The following is a 19,796-nucleotide window of genomic DNA, read 5'->3' as shown; positions in this document are numbered from 1 at the left end:
CGCACCGTGTTGCTTGGGGAGCTTCTCGCTCTCCTCGGTGCGTTGGAAACATTAGCCGACCGTGTCGGATACACACAAATCACCAGCTCAGTGGCGTGTTCGGAGTCGAATTGGCCCGTCGCGCGCGTTGCAACTGTCCGTCTTGGCGATGAATACGGTCTGAAATCAGCTCGAATTCGTAGATTTCGGGGTCGCCTGGAGCAAAACGAATGCCAACCTGGTGATTCGTATTCATCGCGCAGCCGTGTTAATGTTCCAACTCGTTCGAGCGCATGCGTTCGGATGACTTACGGTCCCGTGGCTCAGTGGGAGAGCGTCCGCTTCACACGCGGAAGGTCGCTGGTTCGATCCCAGCCGGGACCACAGAAAAGCACTGAAGGCGTTCCCGATCATCGGGGACGCCTTCAGTCGTTTGAGAGCACAGCTGTTTGAGAGCACAGTCGTTCGAGAGCACAGCTGTTCGAGGGCACGGTTGTTTCGGCATGCAGACCGTCGTCGCAGGTCGCCGGCCGATGATTTCGGTAGCCTGGTCGAAGAGACATTTCGCGACCGAAAAGGTGACCGACTTGAGTACCGAAAAGGTCGATTCTCCCGTCGACGATTCAGACCTGTCCGTCTTCCAAGACGCAGAGTCCCGCTGGGAGCGGTGGCGCGCTGGAATCGCCGCGCGGCCCACCCTCAATCTTGCGTACCGCATCGGTGTGGGAGTCGTGGGCACGATCGTGTTCGCAGCAGGCATCGTGGCTATTCCGTACCCCGGGCCCGGTTGGCTCATCGTCTTCGCCGGCCTCGGCATACTGGCGTCGGAGTTCGCGTGGGCACATCGACTCCTTCATTTCGCGAAGGCTCGATACGACAGGTTCATGGAATGGTTCGGCAAGCAGTCGCTGTTCGTCAAGGGGTTGGGCGTTCTGTTCACCACAGTGATCGTCCTGGCGACGTTGTGGGTGCTCGGCACCTTCGGCCTGATCGGGACATGGGTGGGCCTGGACTACTCGTGGCTCGAGTCGCCACTGTGAGCTGAACGCGGCCCGGTTTCCTTCACTCGGTTGTCTCACCATGTCGGTAGGGCCGATAACATGATCGTGCGCGTGCTCGCAGTGGGTACGACGCCTGTCTAACTTGTCGCAATACCTTTAGGAGCACATCGCCGTGACCAGTCCCGCGCCAGAGCACTCAGCCGCCCCACTTCGGGTGCCCGCGGGGACGACCGCCGGGACTGCAGTGCGCGAAGCCGGATACCCCACGAAGGGGCCCGACGTGATCGTCGTTGTCCGCGATGGCGAGGGAACGCTCAAGGATCTGTCGTGGACACCTGAGGTCGATGTCGACGTCGAGCCGGTGGCAGCATCCACCGAGGACGGCCGCAGCGTCATCCGGCACTCCGCGGCCCACGTCCTCGCGCAGGCGGTCCAGAAGGAATTCCCCGACGCGAAGCTCGGGATCGGTCCGCCGATCAAGGACGGCTTCTACTACGACTTCGCAGTGGATCGTCCGTTCACTCCGGAGGATCTGGCCAAGCTCGAAAAGCGTATGAAGCAGATCATCAAGGGATCGCAGCGTTTCTCGCGTCGGGTGGTCGATTCGATCGAGGACGCTCGGGTCGAGTTGGCCGACGAGCCTTTCAAGCTCGAACTGATCGACGACAAGTCCGGTATCGACGATCCCGAGATCATGGAGGTGGGCGGCAACGAGCTGACCATCTACGACAATCTCGATCCGCGCACTGGCGACAAGATCTGGTCCGATCTGTGCCGCGGCCCGCACATTCCGACCACCAAGCACATTCCGGCCTTCAAGTTGACCCGAAGCTCCGCCGCCTACTGGCGTGGCAACCAGGACAACGCCGATCTTCAGCGTGTCTACGGCACCGCGTGGGAGTCCACCGAGGCTCAGGACGAGTACCTCGAACTGCTCGCCGAGGCCGAGCGTCGTGATCACCGCAAGCTCGGTACCGAACTGGACCTCTTCAGCTTCCCCGACGAGCTCGGTTCGGGTCTGCCGGTGTTCCACCCCAAGGGCGGCATCATCCGCACCGAGATGGAGAACTACTCGCGCAGCCGCCACATCGAGGCGGGCTACGAGTTCGTCAACACTCCGCACATCACCAAGGGACATCTGTACGAGGTTTCCGGTCACCTCGACTGGTACCGCGACGGAATGTTCCCGGCGATGCACGTCGACGAGGAACTGAACGAGGACGGCACCGTGCGCAAGCCGGGCCAGGACTACTACCTCAAGCCGATGAACTGCCCGATGCACAACCTGATCTTCCGTGCTCGCGGACGCTCGTACCGTGAATTGCCGTTGCGGCTCTTCGAATTCGGCTCGGTCTACCGCTACGAGAAGTCCGGCGTCATCCACGGCCTGACCCGCGTGCGCGGCATGACCCAGGACGACGCTCACATCTACTGCACCCGTGAGCAGATGCGCGACGAGCTGACCACCACGCTGCAGTTCGTGCTGAACCTGCTCAAGGACTACGGCCTCGACGACTTCTACCTCGAGCTGTCCACCAAGAACCCGGACAAATTCGTCGGTAGCGACGACGTCTGGGAAGAGGCAACTGCAACCCTCGCCGAGGTCGGTGAAGCTTCCGGCCTGACGCTGGTGCCGGATCCGGGCGGAGCCGCCTTCTACGGTCCCAAGATTTCCGTTCAGGTCAAGGACGCCCTCGGCCGCACCTGGCAGATGTCGACCATCCAGCTCGACTTCAACCTGCCCGAGCGGTTCGAGCTCGAATACACCGGCAACGACGGCGTCAAGACTCGTCCGGTCATGATCCACCGCGCGCTGTTCGGCTCGATCGAGCGGTTCTTCGGTGTCCTGACCGAGCACTACGCGGGCGCTTTCCCGGCGTGGCTGGCGCCGGTGCAGGTCGTCGGAATCCCAGTGGCCGAGGCGTTCGCCGATCACCTGTTCGACGTCACGAAGAAGCTCAAGGCAGCCGGTGTTCGCGCCGAGGTCGATTTCAGTGACGACCGGATGCAGAAGAAGATCCGTAACCACACCACGCAAAAGGTCCCGTTCATGCTCCTCGCGGGCGAGCGTGACGTGGAGGCCGGCGCGGTCAGCTTCCGTTTCCGCGACGGCACCCAGATCAACGGAGTTCCCGTCGACGACGCCGTCCGGATCATCACCGAGTGGATCGGCCGCCGCGAGAATGCCTCGCCGACAGCCGAACTGGTGCAGCCAAGCGTGGCGCAGTGAGCGCCCCCGGTGACGATGGTCCGGGTTCGCTGATCGACCACGGCGTCGGCGATCCTGATCATTTGCAGCGTATTTGGTCGCCACATCGGATGTCGTACATCACCGAGGCGCCCAACACCCCGGGTACGACGGGTGAACCGTTCATCGACATTCCGAAAATGTCGGACGAGGAAGGGTTGATCGTCGCCCGCGGTGAACACGTCTACGCGGTCTTGAACCTGTACCCGTACAACCCGGGTCACCTGATGGTGGTGCCGTACCGCAAGGTCGCGGCCCTCGAAGACCTCACGCCGGAGGAGAGCGCCGAGTTGATGGCGTTCACCCAGCGTGCGTTGCGGGTGATCAAGAGCGTGTCGAATCCGCACGGATTCAACGTCGGTCTGAATCTCGGTGCTGCCGCGGGCGGTTCGCTGTCCGAGCACCTTCACCAACACGTAGTCCCACGTTGGGGCGGCGACGCCAACTTCATCACCGTGCTCGGTGGGGTCAAGGTGATGCCGCAATTGCTGCGGGAGACCAGGGGACTACTCGCCGGTGCCTGGCAACAATAGGTTGATGCATCCGGCTTCATGGCAGGATGCATTGCTGCAACGAGTTCCGAACCGGAACTCACGACGGGGAGGGTTCCTGCGGTGTTGAGCTTCTTCGGGCGCGCATCGGTGTCCAAGGTGACGGCACCTATGGGGAAGGCGCTGGTCAAGACCGGTCTGACGCCGGACTCGGTGACGGTGATCGGCACGGTGGCAAGCGTCGCCGGTGCGGTGACGCTGTTTCCGTCCGGACATCTGCTCTGGGGAACCTTGTTCATCTGGTTCTTCGTCATGTTCGACATGCTCGACGGCGCAATGGCTCGTGCTCGCGGGGGCGGAACGCGGTACGGGGCGGTACTGGACGCGACCTGCGACCGCGTGGCCGACGGCGCGATTTTTGCCGGCCTGGCCTGGTGGGCGGTCTACCACGAGAACAGCAAGTGGCTGCTCGTCGCGACTCTCATCTGCCTCGTCACCTCGCAGGTCATCTCGTACGCGAAGGCGCGCGCGGAGGCGAGCGGGCTGACTGCGGACGGCGGGTGGATCGAGCGCCCGGACCGACTGATCATCGTGTTGGTCGGATCTGGCCTGACAGGTATGGGTCTACCGTGGGCGATTCACATCGCGATGTGGGTACTTGCCGCCGGAAGTATCGTGACGGTCTTCCAACGAGTGCTCGCGGTGCGCAATTCGCCTGGCGCCCGGGAACTTCTGCCGATCGCCCCGGCGGCATCGACGGTCGAAGGCGCGGCGGGCACCGAGGGCGATCCCAAGCCTGAAGGTGAGGCCGAGCAGTGAGTTTTTCCGAGCGCGCAACCGATCTGGGATATGCCGCGGGTTGGCGGCTGGTGAGAAGCCTGCCGGAATCGGTGGCGGTCAAGCTGTTCGACGCCGGAGCGGATTTCGCGGTACGCAAGGGCGGACCCGAACAACTCAGGAAGAACCTCGCGAGAGTTCTGGGCACGACGCCGGAGGAAGTTCCGGATCAGTTGATCAAGGATTCGATGCGCTCGTACGCCCGGTATTGGCGTGAGGCGTTCCGTCTACCGTCGATGGACCTGGTTGCGACAGGTAAGGCGTTGCATGCGCTGGTCGAGGGCCAGGATCATCTGGAAAAAGCAATGGCAGCAGGTCATGGCGCGGTATTGGCGCTGCCGCACAGTGGCAACTGGGACATGGCCGGCGTGTGGTGTGTTCAGCAATGGGGTGGGTTGACCTCCGTTGCCGAGCGGCTCAAGCCCGAATCCCTGTACGAACGGTTCGTCGACTATCGCGAGAGTCTCGGTTTCGAGATCTTTCCGCTCAGCGGCGGGGAGCATCCTCCATTCGTCGAACTGTCCAAGCATCTGCGCGAGAACAAGATCGTGTGCCTGCTGGGGGAGCGCGATCTGGCGAAGAAGGGTGTGCCCGTCACCTTCTTCGGAGAACCCACTCGCATGCCCGCCGGCCCGGCGAAGCTCGCGATCGATACCGGCGCGCCGCTACTTCCGGTCCACTGCTGGTTCACTCCCGACGGTTGGGGTTTCAAGATCGACCCGCCGATCGACGTATCCGGCGGAGTCGGCCCGGCCACGCAGGCACTTGCCGACCGTTTCGCGGTCAACATCGCAGCGCACCCCGCTGACTGGCACATGCTTCAGCCGCTGTGGCGCTCCGACCTCTCCGAATCGCGGCTCGCCCGCATGGAGGGTGAATGAAGATCGGCATGATCTGCCCGTACTCCTTCGACGTCCCCGGTGGCGTGCAGGCGCACGTGGTGGATCTGGCCGAGGTGCTGATCGAACGTGGTCACAAAGTGAGTGTGCTTGCGCCGTCGTCCGATGACGACGAGTTGCCGGATTTTGTGGTTTCCGCAGGTAAAGCCGTCGCGATTCCCTACAACGGTTCTGTTGCGCGGTTGTCTTTCGGCCCGACGGCGAACAACCGCCTCCGCAAGTTCATCGCGGAAGGTGACTTCGACGTTCTACATATCCACGAACCCAATGCGCCGAGTCTGTCCATGCTCGCGTTGCGTATCGCGGAAGGCCCGATCGTCGCCACCTTCCACACGTCGACTACGAAGTCGTTGGTGCTGAGCACTTTTCAGGGTGTCTTGGCTCCGTATCTCGAGAAGATCAGTGGCCGGATCGCAGTCTCGGAGTTGGCGCGTCGGTGGCAGGTCGAGTCCCTCGGATCCGACGCGGTCGAAATTCCCAACGGCGTCGATGTCGCAGCGTTTGCCGAGGCCGATCTGTTGCCCGGCTACCCGCGCGAAGGTGGAACCATTCTGTTCCTCGGTCGCTACGACGAACCGCGCAAGGGGATGGCTGTACTACTCGGCGCACTGCCGGAGTTGGTCGAGCGTCACCCGGATCTCGAAGTGATCGTGGTCGGACGCGGCGACGAGGAGAAACTCCGCAAAGAGGCGGGCAAGTACTTCAAGCATCTCCGCCTGCTCGGGCAGGTCAGCGATGAGGAGAAAGCGTCGGCGCTTCGCAGTGCGGACGTCTACTGTGCGCCCAATCTCGGCGGTGAGAGCTTCGGGATCGTGCTGGTCGAGGCCATGGCGGCTGGCACTGCCGTCGTGGCCAGTGAGTTGGACGCTTTCCGCCGTGTTCTTCGCGACGGTCAGGCCGGCTTGCTGGTCCCCATCGGGAACTCCGATGCCTTGGCCGAGGCAATCGATTCCGTTCTCGGTGACCCGGATCGACGACGCGCGCTGGTCAACACCGCGACAAGTGTTGTTGCCGAATACGACTGGCCGGTGGTGGCCGAACAGATCCTGCGTGTCTACGAGACCGTCACGGTTGGCGGCACCGGCGTACGCGTGGTGGGTTCATGACCTTCTCCGCTCTGACGATCTTCATTCTCGGGCTCGTCGCTGCCGTCGTCCTGGTCGTCGGACTGTGGGCGTACGGGACGGCGAACCGACTCGATCGACTGCATGTGCGTTCGGATCAGTCGTGGTTGGCGCTCGATGCGGCTCTGTCCCGTCGTGCCGCGGTTGTCCGCGCGGCGGCTGTGGACATGAGCGCCGACGACGCCCGCAGATTCGTCACCTTGGCGGACGCCGCCGAACGGGCGGATCGTCAGGATCGCGAGCTTGCCGAGAACCGGCTGTCCAATGCTCTCGCTGCCTACGGCACGACGTCGCTGCGACCTCAACTGGTGGCCGAGTTGGCCGATGCCGAGGCGCGCGTGCTGATCGCCCGGCGGTTCCACAACGACGCGGTGCGAGACACTCTCGCGTTGCGTACCCGACGACTTGTTCGATGGCTACATCTCGGCGGAACGGCGCCACTGCCTCAATACTTCGAGATCTCTGAGCGCACGACCGCGGCGGCGGTGCCCGAGGGAATCACCGTGGATACGTCACGGACCTCTGCCCGCGTGGTGATGCTGGACGAGGAAGATCGGGTGCTGCTGTTGCGCGGGCACGATCCCAAGATCCCGAACACTTACTTCTGGTTCACCGTCGGCGGCGGGCTCGAACGCGGCGAACATCTGCGAGCGGCCGCGGTTCGTGAGATCGAGGAGGAAACGGGGTTCAAGGTAGCGCCGGAGAATCTGCGAGGTCCGCTTTGGCGTCGGGTGGCGATCTTCCCGTTCGACGGTGAGCTGATCCGTTCGGAAGAGCTGTTCTTCGCTACGCGCACTCACGGCTTCGAGCCGGTCTTCCAAGGCCACACGGAATTGGAACAGCGTGCCATCACCGGCCATCGCTGGTGCAGCGCCGACGAGATCCGCCGACTGGCCAAGTCCGGTGAGCCCGTCTACCCGTTGGATCTGGCAAACCTCCTGGTGGAGGCCGCGACGATTGCGGACGGTTCCGAGGATCCGGAAGTGCGTTCCATCCGCTGATCGTTCGGTCGTTCAGTGCTCGCGGCCGTTTAAGGCCAGCAATGGCAAATTGGATACGGAATCGAAGGCCGGTTCGTCCTAGAGTTCTGGCCAGAGGCCTCCGAGCGTATGAACTCGTGTGTTCGCCGTGCCTTGTTTCTTTCGTCACGCCACTACTGCAGGAGTTTGCTGTGAGCACCCCCGACTCTGCCCCCACCACCGCCATCGGCACCGCCCGCGTCAAGCGCGGCATGGCTGAAATGCTCAAGGGCGGTGTGATCATGGACGTGGTCACCGCTGAGCAGGCCAAGATCGCCGAAGACGCCGGCGCCGTCGCCGTCATGGCACTCGAGCGGGTCCCCGCAGACATTCGCGCACAGGGCGGCGTCTCGCGCATGAGTGACCCGGACATGATCGACAGCATCATCTCCACCGTCAGCATCCCCGTCATGGCGAAGGCACGCATCGGTCACTTCGTCGAAGCTCAGATCCTGCAGAGCCTCGGCGTCGACTACATCGACGAGTCCGAGGTCCTGACCCCGGCCGACTACGCCAACCACATCGACAAGTGGAAGTTCACCGCTCCCTTCGTCTGTGGCGCCACCAACCTCGGTGAAGCGCTCCGTCGCATCAACGAAGGCGCGGCCATGATCCGCTCGAAGGGTGAAGCCGGCACCGGAGACGTCTCCAACGCCACCACTCACATGCGCACCATCCGCGGCGAGATCCGCCGGTTGACCTCGCTGAGCGAGGACGAACTGTACGTAGCCGCCAAGGAACTGCAGGCCCCCTACGAACTGGTCGTCGAGGTCGCCAAGGCCGGCAAGCTGCCTGTCACCATGTTCACCGCCGGCGGCATCGCCACCCCGGCAGACGCTGCGATGATGATGCAGCTCGGCGCCGAGGGCGTGTTCGTCGGATCGGGCATCTTCAAGTCCGGCAACCCGAAGCAGCGCGCCGAGGCAATCGTCAAGGCCACCACGTTCTACGACGACCCGGACGTGCTCGCCAAGGTCTCGCGCGGACTCGGCGAGGCAATGGTCGGCATCAACGTCGACGACCTGCCCGTCGGACACCGCCTCGCAGAGCGCGGTTGGTGACAGCAGGTTCGACGACCGGGCTCAGTGCCTGAAAGTCTTTACACAAGAAGGGGCGGCGGTTGCATTGGCAACCGCCGCCCCTTCGGGGTGTGGCGGACCGTCAGATGCTGTCCGATACCTCGAACACGAACTCGACCTCGACGGCACTGTTTCGGGGGAGTTCGGCCACGCCGATCGCAGAGCGGGCGTGCTGTCCAGCGGTACCGAAGATCTCGGCCAGCAGGTCGGACGCACCGTTGATCACCTGGGGTTGCTGCGAGAATCCGGATCCCGAAGCAACAAATCCAACGACCTTGACGACCCGAACGATGCGGTCGAGACCGACCAAGGCATCAACGGCCGCGAGTCCGTTGAGAGTGCACAACCGCGCCGCCTGGGCGGCGTCTTCGACGGAGACGCCCTCGCCCAACTTGCCGATGCACGTCGTAGTGCCCTCGACGAGCGGCAATTGCCCCGACGTGTAGACGTATGACCCCGTCTGAACGGCGGGAAGGTATGAGCCTGCGGGGGTGGCAACAGGCGGGAGGGTCAGGTCGAGTGCGGCGAGTCGTGCGGTCCAGGTACTTGCGTCGTTCATCGGTTCCTCAATGGGTTCTTTTGTCCGGGAATGGTGTTCGAGTCTGTCATCGGGAGTCTCGGCAAGTCCAAGTCGTATTTGCGCCCACCCCATCACTTTTGGTGATATTCGCCGTCGTCGGATTCAAATGGTGTTCGAGTTGGCCACCTAAACTGTGTCGTATGTCGTCAATTCGTAACATCTCACTGGGGATACCTGTCCGTTCCGGTCACGTACTCATGCTCGACGGCACGGACTCTGTCACGGGGGAGAACTTTCATCGATTGATCGGTGGCGGTATCGAGTTCGGTGAGACGGCCGAGGCAGCGCTGCGACGCGAGTTCGCGGAGGAACTCGGTGTCAGGTTGGGAAGCGTCGAGTTGCTCGAGGTCGTCGAGAACATCTTCGAGTACGAGGGGCGACCTGGGCATGAGATTGTCCATGTCTTTGCAGTCGACTCAACTGACATCGATGCGTTTCCGCTCGACGTGCAACTCCGAGTCCTCGACGAAGGTAGTCCAGTCCACTGGGTATTGAGTGGTGGGTCCGACCGCCTTATCTACCCGGCCGAAGCTGCCCGCATTATCAACGCCCTGGTTCAGTAGGGGAATCCGTTGCCGGAACACGAGTGGCCGCAAAGGTTGCTCCGCAACAATTTTCGGTCAATCGGGATTGTTCGGACTGATTCCTGGAAATCATGGATATCGAACGTATATTCGAATAATGTTGAGGAATGTTCGATGACGGAGTAGGAAGTTCGGGTACCGCAGCGCTGCTGTCCGGTGCCGAATCCGACTGCGCCCTCATCGATCTCATCGCCGATCTGCATGCGCGCGAATCGATGCTCGTGGAACGGAAACTGGCTGCCATTGCCGAGTTTTTCGAGCGTCGCAGCGCTGACCACACCGATAATGGTGCTTGGTCGTCTACCGCTCACGAACTGGCTGAGGCCGAGCTCGGCGCGGCATTGACCATGGGCCGTGCCGCAGCGGGAAAGTTGATCGGTCTCGGCTTTTCTCTCAAGTCTCGGCTCCATCGCACGCGTGCCGCCATGGCGCGCGGAGAACTGGATCTGTATCGAGTCGGATTGATCGACTCCGCTACGGCCAACGTCGCTGACGATTTGATCGACGAGGTGGAACGGCAACTCCTCGAAAAGATCTCGGCGCCACCGATGCCTGGCGGTACTGGCTTGACCGGTCGCCGATTGACAGCGGCTATCGACCGGATCGTCGCCGTGGTGGATCCCGAGGGGATACGCGAACGTCGACGCCGCGCCCTGGCTGATCGGTTCGTGGGTGTGAGCGCTGCCGAGGACGGAATGGCGCGGATATTGGGGAGTATTCCGGCGGAGGAAGCACGGGCTTTCGACCGTCGGTTGCGGGAGTTGGCAATGTCGGTGTGTCGACACGATTCCCGTAAGTACGAGCAACGACGAGCTGACGCATTGGGAGCGTTGGTATCCGGGTCGACGATTCTGCCGTGTGATTGCGGCCTGGACGATTGCCCACAAGATCGAAGCGGGATTGTCGTGGTGCGTCGGCCGTTGGTTCACGTGGTCATGCTGGAATCAACACTTCAGGGCGGTGACGCACCAGGTGCAGACGAACCCGCTCACCTTGACGGTTATGGAGTGATCAATGCAGAGCATGCGCGTGACATCGCCGCGGGTGCGCTGATTCGGAAGGTGAAAGTACCAGTCGATGCCGCGCTCGAGTCTTCCGGTGAGGGCGAGCCAGTACCTCCGCCCGTTGTTCCTTCGGCGTCGGTCTACCGCCCAGGCACTGTCCTCGACACCTGGGTGCGGGTGATCGCAGGAAGCTGCCAGTGGTTGCACTGCGATGTCGCTGCATGGAATTCAGATCTTGATCACACTGAGCCCTTTGATCATCGCAATCCCGCTCGTGGTGGAAAGACCGTGGCGTCGAATCTGAGTGCGTATTGTCGAAACCATCACCGCCTCAAGCATTCCGGTCAGTGGCTGCACATCTCGAACCCGGACCGGAGTGTCATGCTGACCTCGCCGACCGGACATTGCTACCGAACCAGGCCGTCAGGTCTGCTGGCGGGAATGCTCGAGCCTGTACTGCCCGAGGGTGGTCGGCGTCGGCGCACACGTCTGGAGAACAAGGCCTCTCGTGTGCGGGGTGAACGCCGGCGTCAGCGGATACGGATGCACCGGCGGATGAAGAAGGCACAGAGGAGGACCTTCGACGGCGGAGACGATCCACCGCCATTCTGAGTCGATGCGCCCCGTCGCTCAGTGTTTTCGGATGCCCACTTTGGTGGCCGGGGGTGCGTCAGGCATTGTGTGAAGGTCGGTAGACGTCGGTACACGGGAAGATGTGGAGCATCGATGGCGAGGATCGAAGAAATTCTGGAGTTGGAACGCCTCGAGCGTGACATCTTTCGAGGAATCATCGCGGAGACCACCCTGACCCGCACTTTCGGCGGCCAGGTCGCCGGCCAGGCATTGGTGTCGGCGGTACGCACGGTCGATCCGGCCTATTCAGTTCATTCGTTGCACGGATACTTCCTGCGTCCGGGCAATCCGATGGAGCCGACCGTTTTTCTGGTCGATCGTGTTCGGGACGGTCGATCGTTCGCGACCCGCTTGGTCACCGGAATTCAAGACGGGCAAGCCATTTTCACGATGTCGGCATCCTTCCACGTCCAAGACGAAGGCATCGAGCACCAGGACGAGATGCCACCGGTCCCTGACCCCGAGACCTTGGCCATCGCCCAGGATTCGGAAGATCCCGAGACTGCGTGGTTGGCTCGCGAGTGGTCCGATTGGGACCTCCGGATGGTGCCGAAGGCCGACATCAACAAACGTCCAGGCGCTGCCGCACAGCAGCAAGTATGGTTCCGTTCCCGCGAGGCTCTCCCGGACGACCCGGTATTTCACGTGTGCACGCTTGCGTACATGAGCGACATGACGCTGCTCGGATCTTCCCGAGGCCCTCACATGGACGTCGCCATGCAAAGCGCCTCGCTCGATCACGCCATGTGGTTCCTGCGGCCGTTCCGGGCCGACGAGTGGCTGTTGTACGACCAGACGTCGCCGTCAGCGGGCTTCGGTCGCGCATTGACGCAGGGACGAATCTTCGACAGCCGAGGAAACATGGTTGCTGCAGTCGTCCAGGAAGGCCTGACCAGGCTGTATCGCCCGAAGTGAGGTAGGCCGAAGTGAGGTCGCCTGAAGTGAGATCAATCGCAGTGAGACCTTCACGGGCGAGACCGCACCGCAGGCCGGGCCGGATGGTCGTACCTGACCTCGAAATCGACCTTCTCGGACACCTCTGATCGGTGTTCGAGGAGTGCGTCGACGGTCCACAGATCCGCCTCCGGTGTGTGCCGCCGCATGGCAGGTTCGCTCATGTCCAGGCGGACGCTGACGTCGAACTCCAGCCCACGCCCGAGCAACATCGGACCGGCGATCACGATGACCGCGCGCTCATGGACGGGGACGCGGGTCGAGCGAGCCGATCGATCGGTGGGTTCGTCCCAGAGTTTCGGCAAGAACGCTCGTTTGGTGCGGGCAGCGGTAATCACTTCACGATCGAGTGCCGGATAGTCGAACCAGATGGTGCGGTAACTCAGCGCATCCTCGTGACCGAACTCGTATCGCAGCGAAGCCGGCCGCACGTAGTCGTGTAGTGACACAACAGCACTCGGCCTGCTGTGCGACTCGACGGCGGCCCGGACCAGTTCCGCGAGCCGAGACGGCTGCGCACAATCAGGTCCGTCGATCGCTACTACCGCCACCGACGGAAATGATCCGCTCAGCGTTGCGATCTGCTCGGCCAGGGCGAGGGGAGTGGACGGGATGAATGTGCTCACGCCCACCATGGTGCCGTGCCCGCTCGCCGAGGCGATATTGTGAACCGTCATCGCGCCCACTGCGGCGGTCTATTTCCGGAGGACTCATGGTTGGTATCGAGGAGATCCTCGCGCTAGAACACCTGGAGAAGGACATCTTCCGTGGTGCGGTCCATCCCACTGCACTTCAGCGGACGTTCGGCGGGCAGGTTGCCGGGCAGTCTCTGGTTTCTGCCGTGAGCACCGTCGACGAGAGCTACCACGTGCACTCGTTGCACGGATACTTCCTGCGCCCGGGCAACCCGAAGATTCCGACGGTCTACCTGGTGGACCGCATCCGCGACGGGCGCTCGTTCTGCACCCGCCGGGTGAACGCAGTCCAGGACGGCAAGACGATCTTCACGATGTCGGCCTCGTTCCACGTCGAGGACGAAGGTATCGAGCATCAGGATCGGATGCCTTCCGTTCCGGCGCCGGAGGACTTGCAGGACGCGCAGACCGTTCCCAAGTTGGCGGAATCGCAGTTCTACCAAGAGTGGAAGAACTGGGACATCAGAATTGTGCCGGCCGAGCAGAGTGCGTCAGCGCCGGATCTCGCCGCACAACAGCGCGTGTGGATGCGCTACCGCGAGCCTCTGCCGGATCGTCCGCTGCTGCACATCTGCACGCTTGCGTACCTCAGTGACATGACCCTGCTCGGAACTTCGAAAGTCCCGCACCGGGGCGTGAAGACGCAGACTGCTTCGCTCGATCACGCGATGTGGTTCCTGCGTCCGTTCCGGGCCGACGAGTGGTTGCTCTACGACCAGACATCGCCGTCGGCAGGTTTCGGTCGCGCGCTCACTCAGGGGCGTATCTACGATCGCGATGGCAACATGGTGGCAGCGGTGGTTCAGGAGGGTTTGACGCGTCTGGAACGCGAACCCGACAGCCGTGAGAACAAGACAGGAACTGTGTGATGACGCGTCCGCTGATCGGTGTACTCGCCCTCCAGGGTGATGTTCGCGAGCACCTTGCTGCACTTGATGATTCGGGTGCGGATGCCGTGGGTGTCCGACGGCCGGAGGAGCTGGACAAGGTAGACGGAATCGTGATTCCGGGTGGCGAATCCACCACCATGAGCCGGCTTCTGCAGGTGTTCGAACTGTTGGATCCGCTGCGTGAGCGTCTTCGCGGCGGGCTGCCGGCCTACGGTTCGTGTGCCGGCATGATTCTGCTGGCGAGCGAGGTACTCGACACCCGGCCGGACGCCGAACATCTCGGCGCCATCGACATGACGGTGCGCCGCAACGCTTTCGGCAGACAGGTCGATTCTTTCGAGTCCGACCTGGAGTTCGAGGGCATCATCGGAGATCCCATCCGCGCCGTCTTCATCCGCGCGCCGTGGGTGGAGCGAGTTGGACCGGGCGTGGAGGTCCTTGCACAGGTTCCCGCCGCCGCGGGGGAGGCCGCGGGCCGGATCGTCGCGGTTCGGCAGGGCTCGGTGATCGCCACTTCTTTCCATCCCGAGGTCACCGGGGACCGTCGAGTGCACGAGATGTTCGTCGATCTGGTTCGCGGATAACTCGAGTAGTCAGCCTCGGCCGAACCTACAGCTCCAGTTCGCGGGCAAGGATCGCCGCCTGGACGCGTGAGGTGAGGTGCAACTTCGACAGAACTCGTGACACATGAGACTTCACCGTCGGAGCACCGACACCGAGTTCACGCGACAGTTCGGCATTGGACATACCCGTCCCAAGCAGCGCGAGCACCTCGCGTTCACGATCGGTGAGCTCGCTCAATCCCAGCGGTTCGGTGGGTTTGGGTGCACGCTGAACGAACTCGCCGATCAGTGCACGCGCCGCGCGAGGAGCGAGCACTGCATCTCCAGCCGCGACGTTGCGGATAGCGCTGGTCAGCTCGTCCGCGGTCGCAGTCTTGAGCAGAAATCCCGACGCGCCGGCGCGCAAGGCCGCGAAGACGTATTCGTCGAGGTCGAAGGTGGTCAACACCAGAACCCGGCTGCGGGTCGTCCCGATGATCTGACGCGTCGCCTCGATGCCGTCGGTGCCTGGCATCCGGACGTCCATGAGTACGACGTCGGGTTGATGCGTGCGGGTGACGGTGATCGCCGACGCTCCGTCACCGGCTTCTGCAACGACATCGATGTCGTCGTGCTGCCGCAGGATCATCGCCAGGCCGGAGCGGATCGCGGCGTGGTCGTCGACCAGGGCGACGGTGATCACCGATCCGTTCCGTTCGGTGCGGGGACCGGTAGCTGTGCGCATACCGTCCATTCTCCGTCGACCGGAAGTGCGTCGAGTGAACCGCCCAGCAGCTCGGCGCGGTGACGCATGTTTGCAAGTCCGCGCGTTCCTGCTCGCGGATGGGATGTGTCGGGACCGACGGGGTTTCGGATCTCGATCTGTAATGCATTGTGCTGGAGAGAGATCGACATCGAGATCGGCGCACCGGGCGCATGTTTGAGTGCGTTGGTCAAGGCTTCCTGGGTGATCCGATACGCCGTGTGATCGACCACGCTCGGCAAGGCGGCAGCATCGACGTCGATCGCAACGTGCACAGTGCCGCCGGCTGCCCGAACTGCGTCCAGGACGACGGGCAACTCGGTCAGCCGCGGGGGAGAGGAACGCGGGTCCGGGGTCTCGTCGTCCCCGGCGTGGAGCAGTTCGATCATCGACCGCATCTCGGAAAGGCCCGCGAGACTGCTCGATCTGATCGCCCCGATCATCTCCCGCAAGCCGTCGTCTGGTTCGCCCCGTTCACCGGAGAGAGCTGTGGTGGACAGTGCCGCCTCCGAATGGATTGCAATGGCGGAGAGGTGGCTTGCGATGACGTCGTGCAGATCGCGCGCCATGGTTGCTCGTTCGTGAGCGACTGCGGCCTCGCGGTCTAGAGCGGCGAGTGCTTCGTGGACTCTGGAACGCTCGCGTTCGGCCTCGGTCAGTTCGACTTGTCGACGGATGACCAGTGCCCACCACACCGGCGTACCGAAGAACAGTGCCGTCACCACGCCTGCCCCAGCCGCAGCGCGGACGTCCTGGGTGGACAGGTAGACGAGTGCGGTGAGCGCGGCAACCGTCACCGCGGTCAGAGAACACACCACTCGGCCCAGCCGCGCCGTCCCGTACAGAACTGCGGCGTAGGTGAGATCCGAGAGGACCAGCCACATCGGCAGAGTGGGTCCCAGGGCAGCGTCGACCGCGACGATGACGGCCCCCGCCGCCAAAGCTGTTGCCGGACGCACCCGCCGGAACGAGTCGATCGCACACAGCAGAGCCAGCATCCCGATCCGAACCCCGGCGGGAACCTCGGCGACACCTCCGACATCGGTCCACATTTGGTACAGGCCGACCAGGTAGAGGAGTACCCCGATCGCGAACAGGCCGAAGGCGATGAGCGGATCGTTCCACTTGCCGACACTCCGACTTCTGGTCACCACAGACTTATCAGAGCACATCGGGGCGCCTGACTTGTCATACCAAATGATGAGGTCGGCGTTGTTCCGATGGCTGATGTGCGGATTCGATAGAGAAGACAGGCTCGACGTATGAAAATTCGCTTCGAGTTGATGATCGGCATTCTCTTGGTCGTCGGTGGCGGCTGTCTGTGGCTGTTCGCGCGTGACGCCGAGTTCTTCTGGTTTCGCGGCGGACCACTCGGCGTGATCCTCGCGATCATCGGTGCCTTCGACATCGTGAATGCAGTCCGAACGAGGGAGGCAGCGATACCCGAGCGCCGAAACGACTGACGTGGAACTCGTCCTGCTCACCACGCTGGGCGGGCTCGCCCTGCTGGACAGTACGAGCATCGGAACTTTGGTCGTCCCGGTCTGGATGTTGTTGATGCCGGGACGACCGCAGGTTCGCAGGCTGCTGACGTATCTGGTGGTCATCACGACGTTCTATTTTGTTGTCGGGGTGGCAGTCTGGACGACGGCACGGGCAGGTATGCCTGTCGTCGCCCCGCTGCTCGAAACCCCCGCCGCCCGCGGTGCGCAGTTGATACTCGGTATCGCGTTGTTCGCGTGGAGCTTTCGATTCGATTCCGAGAAGAGGCGCACATCCGGTCAAGCCGATCGAACCCATGTTTGGCGAGAGCGGGTGCTCGGCTCGGCCAGTTCCGCGAGAAGTGTTGTACTTCTGGCAATTGCTGCCGGGACCGCCGAATTGGTGACGATGCTGCCCTACTTGGCGGCGATCGCGATGATCACCGCTGCTGGGCTGTCCGCAGTCACGTCTGCGTCGATACTTGCCGGATACTGCCTGATCATGGCCACTCCGGCAGTGCTTCTGTTGTGCGGGCGGATCGTGGCCGGCGACCGACTGGACAAGCCGCTGAGCGGGGTGGACTCCTTCATCTCACGCCACGGCGACAGCGCGATGGGTTGGGTGTTCGGCATTGCCGGCTTCTACCTCGCCGGCAATGCCGCTGCCGTGTTGTTCGTGAATTGACGTTGTTCGTGAATTGACGTTGTTCGTGAATTGACGTTGTTCGTGAATCAACCAGCCTGAACCAACGAATTGATCAGCTTCACACCGTCTTCCGGGTGATCGACGGTCACGGCGAACAGTCGTCCGTTCTCGAGAGTGACCACGATGGCCTCACCCGAGCGGAGAGTGACGGCTGTTCCGCGCGGTGTCATTCGGTAACCCCATCCGCCCCATTCGGCCGGACGTATCGCGTCGACTGATGCGGACTTCACCTTCGAGATGGGGATCTTCTTCCATCGAACGCCCCAGGAACTGATGCCGACACCGTGACGGTCGACGCGCACGGTGACCGACGCGAATGCTGTGACGGCGAGGGTGGACACACCCAGGATCACGGCAACCCACCAATCCGAGTACGCGGCAGTCGCGATCACGAGAACTACGAGACCGGCGGTAACGATCCACGGCCAGACGCTGCGGACCTGCCCGACCCACACTGCACGTTCGGAGGCCGTCAGCGGAGTGTCGAGCGTCGGGGTCGGCAGTGGCGACTCCGGGCCGTTTCGTTGCTGGTCAGGCAGCGCGTATGCCAGAACTCCTACGAGTACCGCCGCGATCGGCGCAAGAATCCACCAGCCGATACGCGCGTCTTCCGGCGACCCGGCGTCGATCGTCAGGGCGACGCTCAGAATCCAGATCGTCGCCAGTGTCGCACTCGAGATCGAGGTTACGGCGAGAAACAAGGGCGCGTTGTCGCTCGAGCGGGCCGCGACGACACAGGCGCAAACGACAGCCACCAGTGAAATCACCAGCGCGATGGCGAAAAACGTCGTCGTGGTGCTGAACCCGTCCGGGGTCGATCCGGACCAATGGCTCGCGACGGTCTCGGGTAGGCGGTCACCCCACGCGAAGCGTGCGAACACCAGAATCAGGGTCGGGATCAGAGTCAGCGAAGCTGCTGTCCAGAGTCGGATCTTGCTGGTCGTCATTGTGTGCTGGTCTCCTTGATGAGGTCGAGCATGTGCGCAGTGTCGAGTCCGAGATTTCGGGCCTGCCGTACGAACTCGCGCGCAGATTCGTTGAGAGCTGTTCTTCCCGAGTCGAATTCGGCGCGAATGACGGCGCCACGTCCGCGTCGGAGGTCGATCAGGCCTTCGTCGCGGAGTGTTGCGTACGCACGAAGAACCGTGTGGAGATTGACGTCGATCGACTCGGCGAGAGCGCGAGCGGACGGCAGGCGGTCACCTGGTCCGATCTCACCGCGGATGACCGAGCCACGAACGCCGGCTGCAATCTGCTCCGCTAGTGGAGTTGTGGAGGCGTGATCTATTCGGACCAACATGTTTGTATTCTATGCAAACAATGCGCGGTTTGACTAATTCGTGTCGGGGGATGCAGCGAGTTGTGACGTGGGACGGGTAACATCGGCAGAGCTGAAAGACGCGCATTCGGCGTGCGCAACGCAGCAGGAAAGGGGCTTGAATCGCATGAGCGGCCACTCAAAATGGGCCACCACCAAGCACAAGAAGGCTGTGATCGACGCACGTCGTGGCAAATCCTTCGCGAAGCTGATCAAGAACATCGAGGTGGCGGCACGAACCGGCGGTGGCGATCCCACGGGCAACCCCACCTTGTACGACGCCATCCAGAAGGCGAAGAAGACGTCTGTTCCCAATGACAACATCGAGCGTGCGCGCAAGCGCGGCGCCGGTGAAGAAGCGGGCGGCGCAGACTGGCAGACCATCATGTACGAGGGCTACGGACCCAACGGCGTCGCCGTTCTGATCGAGTGCCTCACCGACAACCGCAACCGCGCAGCCGGTGAAGTTCGCACCGCGATGACCCGTAACGGTGGCAACCTCGCTGACCCGGGTTCCGTCTCCTACCTGTTTGCTCGCAAGGGCGTCGTCACGCTCGAGAAGAACGGCCAGTCGGAGGACGACGTCCTGATGGCTGTGCTCGACGCCGGTGCCGAGGAAGTCACCGATCTCGGTGAAACCTTCGAAATCGTCAGTGAGCCACAGGATCTGGTTGCCGTCCGTTCGGCACTTCAGGAAGCCGGCATCGACTACGACTCCGCTGAAGCCGATTTCCGCGCTTCCGTCGAGGTTCCCTTGGATGTCGACGGCGCACGCAAGATCTTCAAGCTCGTCGACGCGCTCGAAGACTCTGACGACGTGCAGAACGTCTACACCAACATCGATCTGTCCGACGAGGTTCTCGCGGCTCTCGAAGACTGATTGCTTTTCAACTCAACCCGGCCCTGACGTCCGCGTCTCGGCCGGGTTGCGTGTTGATGCGGGGCAGTACGCCCGCGCACCGCTAAGCT

At 62.7% G+C, this 19,796-nt stretch carries 22 protein-coding genes and 1 tRNA gene; 17 read left to right on the top strand and 6 right to left on the bottom strand.

Annotation, left to right across the window (positions count from 1 at the left end; translation table 11 throughout):
• Positions 1 to 291: 291 nt before the first annotated feature.
• The 9 genes from EEB12_RS01935 (at position 292) to pdxS (ending at position 8,659) form a co-directional block, all read left to right on the top strand.
• A tRNA-Val gene (locus tag EEB12_RS01935) sits at positions 292 to 363 on the top strand.
• Between the two features lie 203 nt (positions 364 to 566).
• A complete protein-coding gene (locus tag EEB12_RS01930) occupies positions 567 to 1,019 on the top strand; it encodes a TIGR02611 family protein (RefSeq protein ID WP_029255280.1) in 453 nt (150 codons plus the stop codon).
• Between the two features lie 133 nt (positions 1,020 to 1,152).
• Positions 1,153 to 3,210, top strand: a complete 2,058-nt coding sequence (thrS, locus tag EEB12_RS01925; protein WP_141487332.1) for a threonine--tRNA ligase — start codon at positions 1,153 to 1,155, stop codon at positions 3,208 to 3,210.
• On the top strand, positions 3,207 to 3,761 hold the full coding sequence (locus EEB12_RS01920) for an HIT family protein (RefSeq protein WP_019748284.1): 555 nt from the start codon (positions 3,207 to 3,209) through the stop codon (positions 3,759 to 3,761). Before thrS ends, EEB12_RS01920 begins: the two co-directional genes overlap by 4 nt.
• Before the next feature lie 81 nt (positions 3,762 to 3,842).
• Complete coding sequence (gene pgsA, locus EEB12_RS01915) at positions 3,843 to 4,538, top strand: phosphatidylinositol phosphate synthase (RefSeq protein WP_141487854.1); 696 nt, start codon at positions 3,843 to 3,845, stop codon at positions 4,536 to 4,538.
• The gene (locus EEB12_RS01910; protein ID WP_141487331.1) at positions 4,535 to 5,437 is read left to right on the top strand and encodes a phosphatidylinositol mannoside acyltransferase; all 903 of its coding nucleotides are present in this window, start codon (positions 4,535 to 4,537) and stop codon (positions 5,435 to 5,437) included. Before pgsA ends, EEB12_RS01910 begins: the two co-directional genes overlap by 4 nt.
• Positions 5,434 to 6,561 carry a glycosyltransferase family 4 protein gene (locus EEB12_RS01905; protein WP_003943332.1) on the top strand — a complete coding sequence of 376 codons (1,128 nt, stop codon included), beginning with the start codon at positions 5,434 to 5,436 and terminating at the stop codon, positions 6,559 to 6,561. The genes EEB12_RS01910 and EEB12_RS01905 overlap by 4 nt, the downstream gene beginning before the upstream one ends.
• A complete protein-coding gene (locus EEB12_RS01900) occupies positions 6,558 to 7,580 on the top strand; it encodes an NUDIX hydrolase (protein ID WP_042951805.1) in 1,023 nt (340 codons plus the stop codon). Before EEB12_RS01905 ends, EEB12_RS01900 begins: the two co-directional genes overlap by 4 nt.
• A gap of 170 nt (positions 7,581 to 7,750) precedes the next feature.
• Positions 7,751 to 8,659, top strand: a complete 909-nt coding sequence (gene pdxS / locus EEB12_RS01895) for a pyridoxal 5'-phosphate synthase lyase subunit PdxS (RefSeq protein ID WP_003943338.1) — start codon at positions 7,751 to 7,753, stop codon at positions 8,657 to 8,659.
• A 100-nt stretch (positions 8,660 to 8,759) separates the two neighbouring features.
• On the opposite strand, the gene EEB12_RS01890 is transcribed toward pdxS, so the two are convergent.
• Positions 8,760 to 9,236, bottom strand: coding sequence for a RidA family protein (locus EEB12_RS01890; RefSeq protein WP_046379901.1), 477 nt, complete (start codon positions 9,234 to 9,236; stop codon positions 8,760 to 8,762).
• A gap of 161 nt (positions 9,237 to 9,397) precedes the next feature.
• Between EEB12_RS01890 and EEB12_RS01885 the strand changes: the two genes are divergently transcribed.
• The 3 genes from EEB12_RS01885 (at position 9,398) to EEB12_RS01875 (ending at position 12,393) form a co-directional block, all read left to right on the top strand.
• Positions 9,398 to 9,820, top strand: a complete 423-nt coding sequence (locus EEB12_RS01885; protein WP_141487330.1) for an NUDIX domain-containing protein — start codon at positions 9,398 to 9,400, stop codon at positions 9,818 to 9,820.
• A 128-nt stretch (positions 9,821 to 9,948) separates the two neighbouring features.
• The gene (locus tag EEB12_RS01880; RefSeq protein ID WP_141487329.1) at positions 9,949 to 11,457 is read left to right on the top strand and encodes an HNH endonuclease signature motif containing protein; all 1,509 of its coding nucleotides are present in this window, start codon (positions 9,949 to 9,951) and stop codon (positions 11,455 to 11,457) included.
• A 114-nt stretch (positions 11,458 to 11,571) separates the two neighbouring features.
• On the top strand, positions 11,572 to 12,393 hold the full coding sequence (locus EEB12_RS01875) for an acyl-CoA thioesterase (protein ID WP_019748291.1): 822 nt from the start codon (positions 11,572 to 11,574) through the stop codon (positions 12,391 to 12,393).
• A 50-nt stretch (positions 12,394 to 12,443) separates the two neighbouring features.
• Here the strand turns inward: EEB12_RS01875 and EEB12_RS01870 are convergent, their stop codons facing one another.
• Positions 12,444 to 13,109, bottom strand: a complete 666-nt coding sequence (locus tag EEB12_RS01870; RefSeq protein ID WP_261989817.1) for a hypothetical protein — start codon at positions 13,107 to 13,109, stop codon at positions 12,444 to 12,446.
• A gap of 35 nt (positions 13,110 to 13,144) precedes the next feature.
• Between EEB12_RS01870 and tesB the strand changes: the two genes are divergently transcribed.
• Complete coding sequence (gene tesB, locus EEB12_RS01865; protein WP_019748293.1) at positions 13,145 to 13,996, top strand: acyl-CoA thioesterase II; 852 nt, start codon at positions 13,145 to 13,147, stop codon at positions 13,994 to 13,996.
• On the top strand, positions 13,996 to 14,601 hold the full coding sequence (pdxT, locus tag EEB12_RS01860) for a pyridoxal 5'-phosphate synthase glutaminase subunit PdxT (RefSeq protein WP_003943308.1): 606 nt from the start codon (positions 13,996 to 13,998) through the stop codon (positions 14,599 to 14,601). Before tesB ends, pdxT begins: the two co-directional genes overlap by 1 nt.
• A 25-nt stretch (positions 14,602 to 14,626) precedes the next feature.
• Here the strand turns inward: pdxT and EEB12_RS01855 are convergent, their stop codons facing one another.
• Positions 14,627 to 15,304 carry a response regulator gene (locus EEB12_RS01855; RefSeq protein ID WP_046378508.1) on the bottom strand — a complete coding sequence of 226 codons (678 nt, stop codon included), beginning with the start codon at positions 15,302 to 15,304 and terminating at the stop codon, positions 14,627 to 14,629.
• A complete protein-coding gene (locus tag EEB12_RS01850; protein ID WP_258537317.1) occupies positions 15,259 to 16,473 on the bottom strand; it encodes a sensor histidine kinase in 1,215 nt (404 codons plus the stop codon). Before EEB12_RS01850 ends, EEB12_RS01855 begins: the two co-directional genes overlap by 46 nt.
• A 111-nt stretch (positions 16,474 to 16,584) precedes the next feature.
• Between EEB12_RS01850 and EEB12_RS01845 the strand changes: the two genes are divergently transcribed.
• Positions 16,585 to 16,785 carry a hypothetical protein gene (locus EEB12_RS01845; protein WP_047269316.1) on the top strand — a complete coding sequence of 67 codons (201 nt, stop codon included), beginning with the start codon at positions 16,585 to 16,587 and terminating at the stop codon, positions 16,783 to 16,785.
• A gap of 1 nt (position 16,786) precedes the next feature.
• Positions 16,787 to 17,488 (top strand): GAP family protein, encoded by a 702-nt coding sequence (locus tag EEB12_RS01840; protein ID WP_019748297.1) that lies wholly within the window; start codon positions 16,787 to 16,789, stop codon positions 17,486 to 17,488.
• Positions 17,489 to 17,535: 47 nt separating this feature from the next.
• Here the strand turns inward: EEB12_RS01840 and EEB12_RS01835 are convergent, their stop codons facing one another.
• On the bottom strand, positions 17,536 to 18,456 hold the full coding sequence (locus EEB12_RS01835; protein WP_141487327.1) for a hypothetical protein: 921 nt from the start codon (positions 18,454 to 18,456) through the stop codon (positions 17,536 to 17,538).
• Entirely contained in the window at positions 18,453 to 18,809 is a 357-nt protein-coding gene (locus EEB12_RS01830; RefSeq protein WP_003943322.1) for a GntR family transcriptional regulator, read from the bottom strand. The genes EEB12_RS01835 and EEB12_RS01830 overlap by 4 nt, the downstream gene beginning before the upstream one ends.
• A 145-nt stretch (positions 18,810 to 18,954) precedes the next feature.
• On the opposite strand from EEB12_RS01830, the gene EEB12_RS01825 reads away from it, so the two are divergent.
• Complete coding sequence (locus EEB12_RS01825; protein WP_007732951.1) at positions 18,955 to 19,707, top strand: YebC/PmpR family DNA-binding transcriptional regulator; 753 nt, start codon at positions 18,955 to 18,957, stop codon at positions 19,705 to 19,707.
• Positions 19,708 to 19,796: the final 89 nt, after the last annotated feature.

It is taken from the genome of Rhodococcus sp. WS1 (assembly GCF_003797745.1).
GTDB lineage: Bacteria > Actinomycetota > Actinomycetes > Mycobacteriales > Mycobacteriaceae > Rhodococcus_F > Rhodococcus_F erythropolis.
Note: the sequence above shows the minus strand (reverse complement) of the source record. Positions and strands in the feature narration are given on the sequence as shown.

Bases quoted from the DNA above. Each gene is read 5' to 3' on its own strand.
- EEB12_RS01905 (WP_003943332.1), top strand. From the start codon at position 5,434: ATGAAGATCGGCATGATCTGCCCGTACTCCTTCGACGTCCCCGGTGGC.
- EEB12_RS01900 (WP_042951805.1), top strand. From the start codon at position 6,558: ATGACCTTCTCCGCTCTGACGATCTTCATTCTCGGGCTCGTCGCTGCC.
- EEB12_RS01890 (WP_046379901.1), bottom strand. From the start codon at position 9,236: ATGAACGACGCAAGTACCTGGACCGCACGACTCGCCGCACTCGACCTG.
- EEB12_RS01885 (WP_141487330.1), top strand. From the start codon at position 9,398: ATGTCGTCAATTCGTAACATCTCACTGGGGATACCTGTCCGTTCCGGT.
- EEB12_RS01880 (WP_141487329.1), top strand. From the start codon at position 9,949: ATGTTCGATGACGGAGTAGGAAGTTCGGGTACCGCAGCGCTGCTGTCC.
- EEB12_RS01875 (WP_019748291.1), top strand. From the start codon at position 11,572: ATGGCGAGGATCGAAGAAATTCTGGAGTTGGAACGCCTCGAGCGTGAC.
- EEB12_RS01870 (WP_261989817.1), bottom strand. From the start codon at position 13,109: ATGACGGTTCACAATATCGCCTCGGCGAGCGGGCACGGCACCATGGTG.
- tesB (WP_019748293.1), top strand. From the start codon at position 13,145: ATGGTTGGTATCGAGGAGATCCTCGCGCTAGAACACCTGGAGAAGGAC.
- pdxT (WP_003943308.1), top strand. From the start codon at position 13,996: ATGACGCGTCCGCTGATCGGTGTACTCGCCCTCCAGGGTGATGTTCGC.
- EEB12_RS01855 (WP_046378508.1), bottom strand. From the start codon at position 15,304: ATGCGCACAGCTACCGGTCCCCGCACCGAACGGAACGGATCGGTGATC.
- EEB12_RS01845 (WP_047269316.1), top strand. From the start codon at position 16,585: ATGAAAATTCGCTTCGAGTTGATGATCGGCATTCTCTTGGTCGTCGGT.
- EEB12_RS01835 (WP_141487327.1), bottom strand. From the start codon at position 18,456: ATGACGACCAGCAAGATCCGACTCTGGACAGCAGCTTCGCTGACTCTG.
- EEB12_RS01830 (WP_003943322.1), bottom strand. From the start codon at position 18,809: ATGTTGGTCCGAATAGATCACGCCTCCACAACTCCACTAGCGGAGCAG.
- EEB12_RS01825 (WP_007732951.1), top strand. From the start codon at position 18,955: ATGAGCGGCCACTCAAAATGGGCCACCACCAAGCACAAGAAGGCTGTG.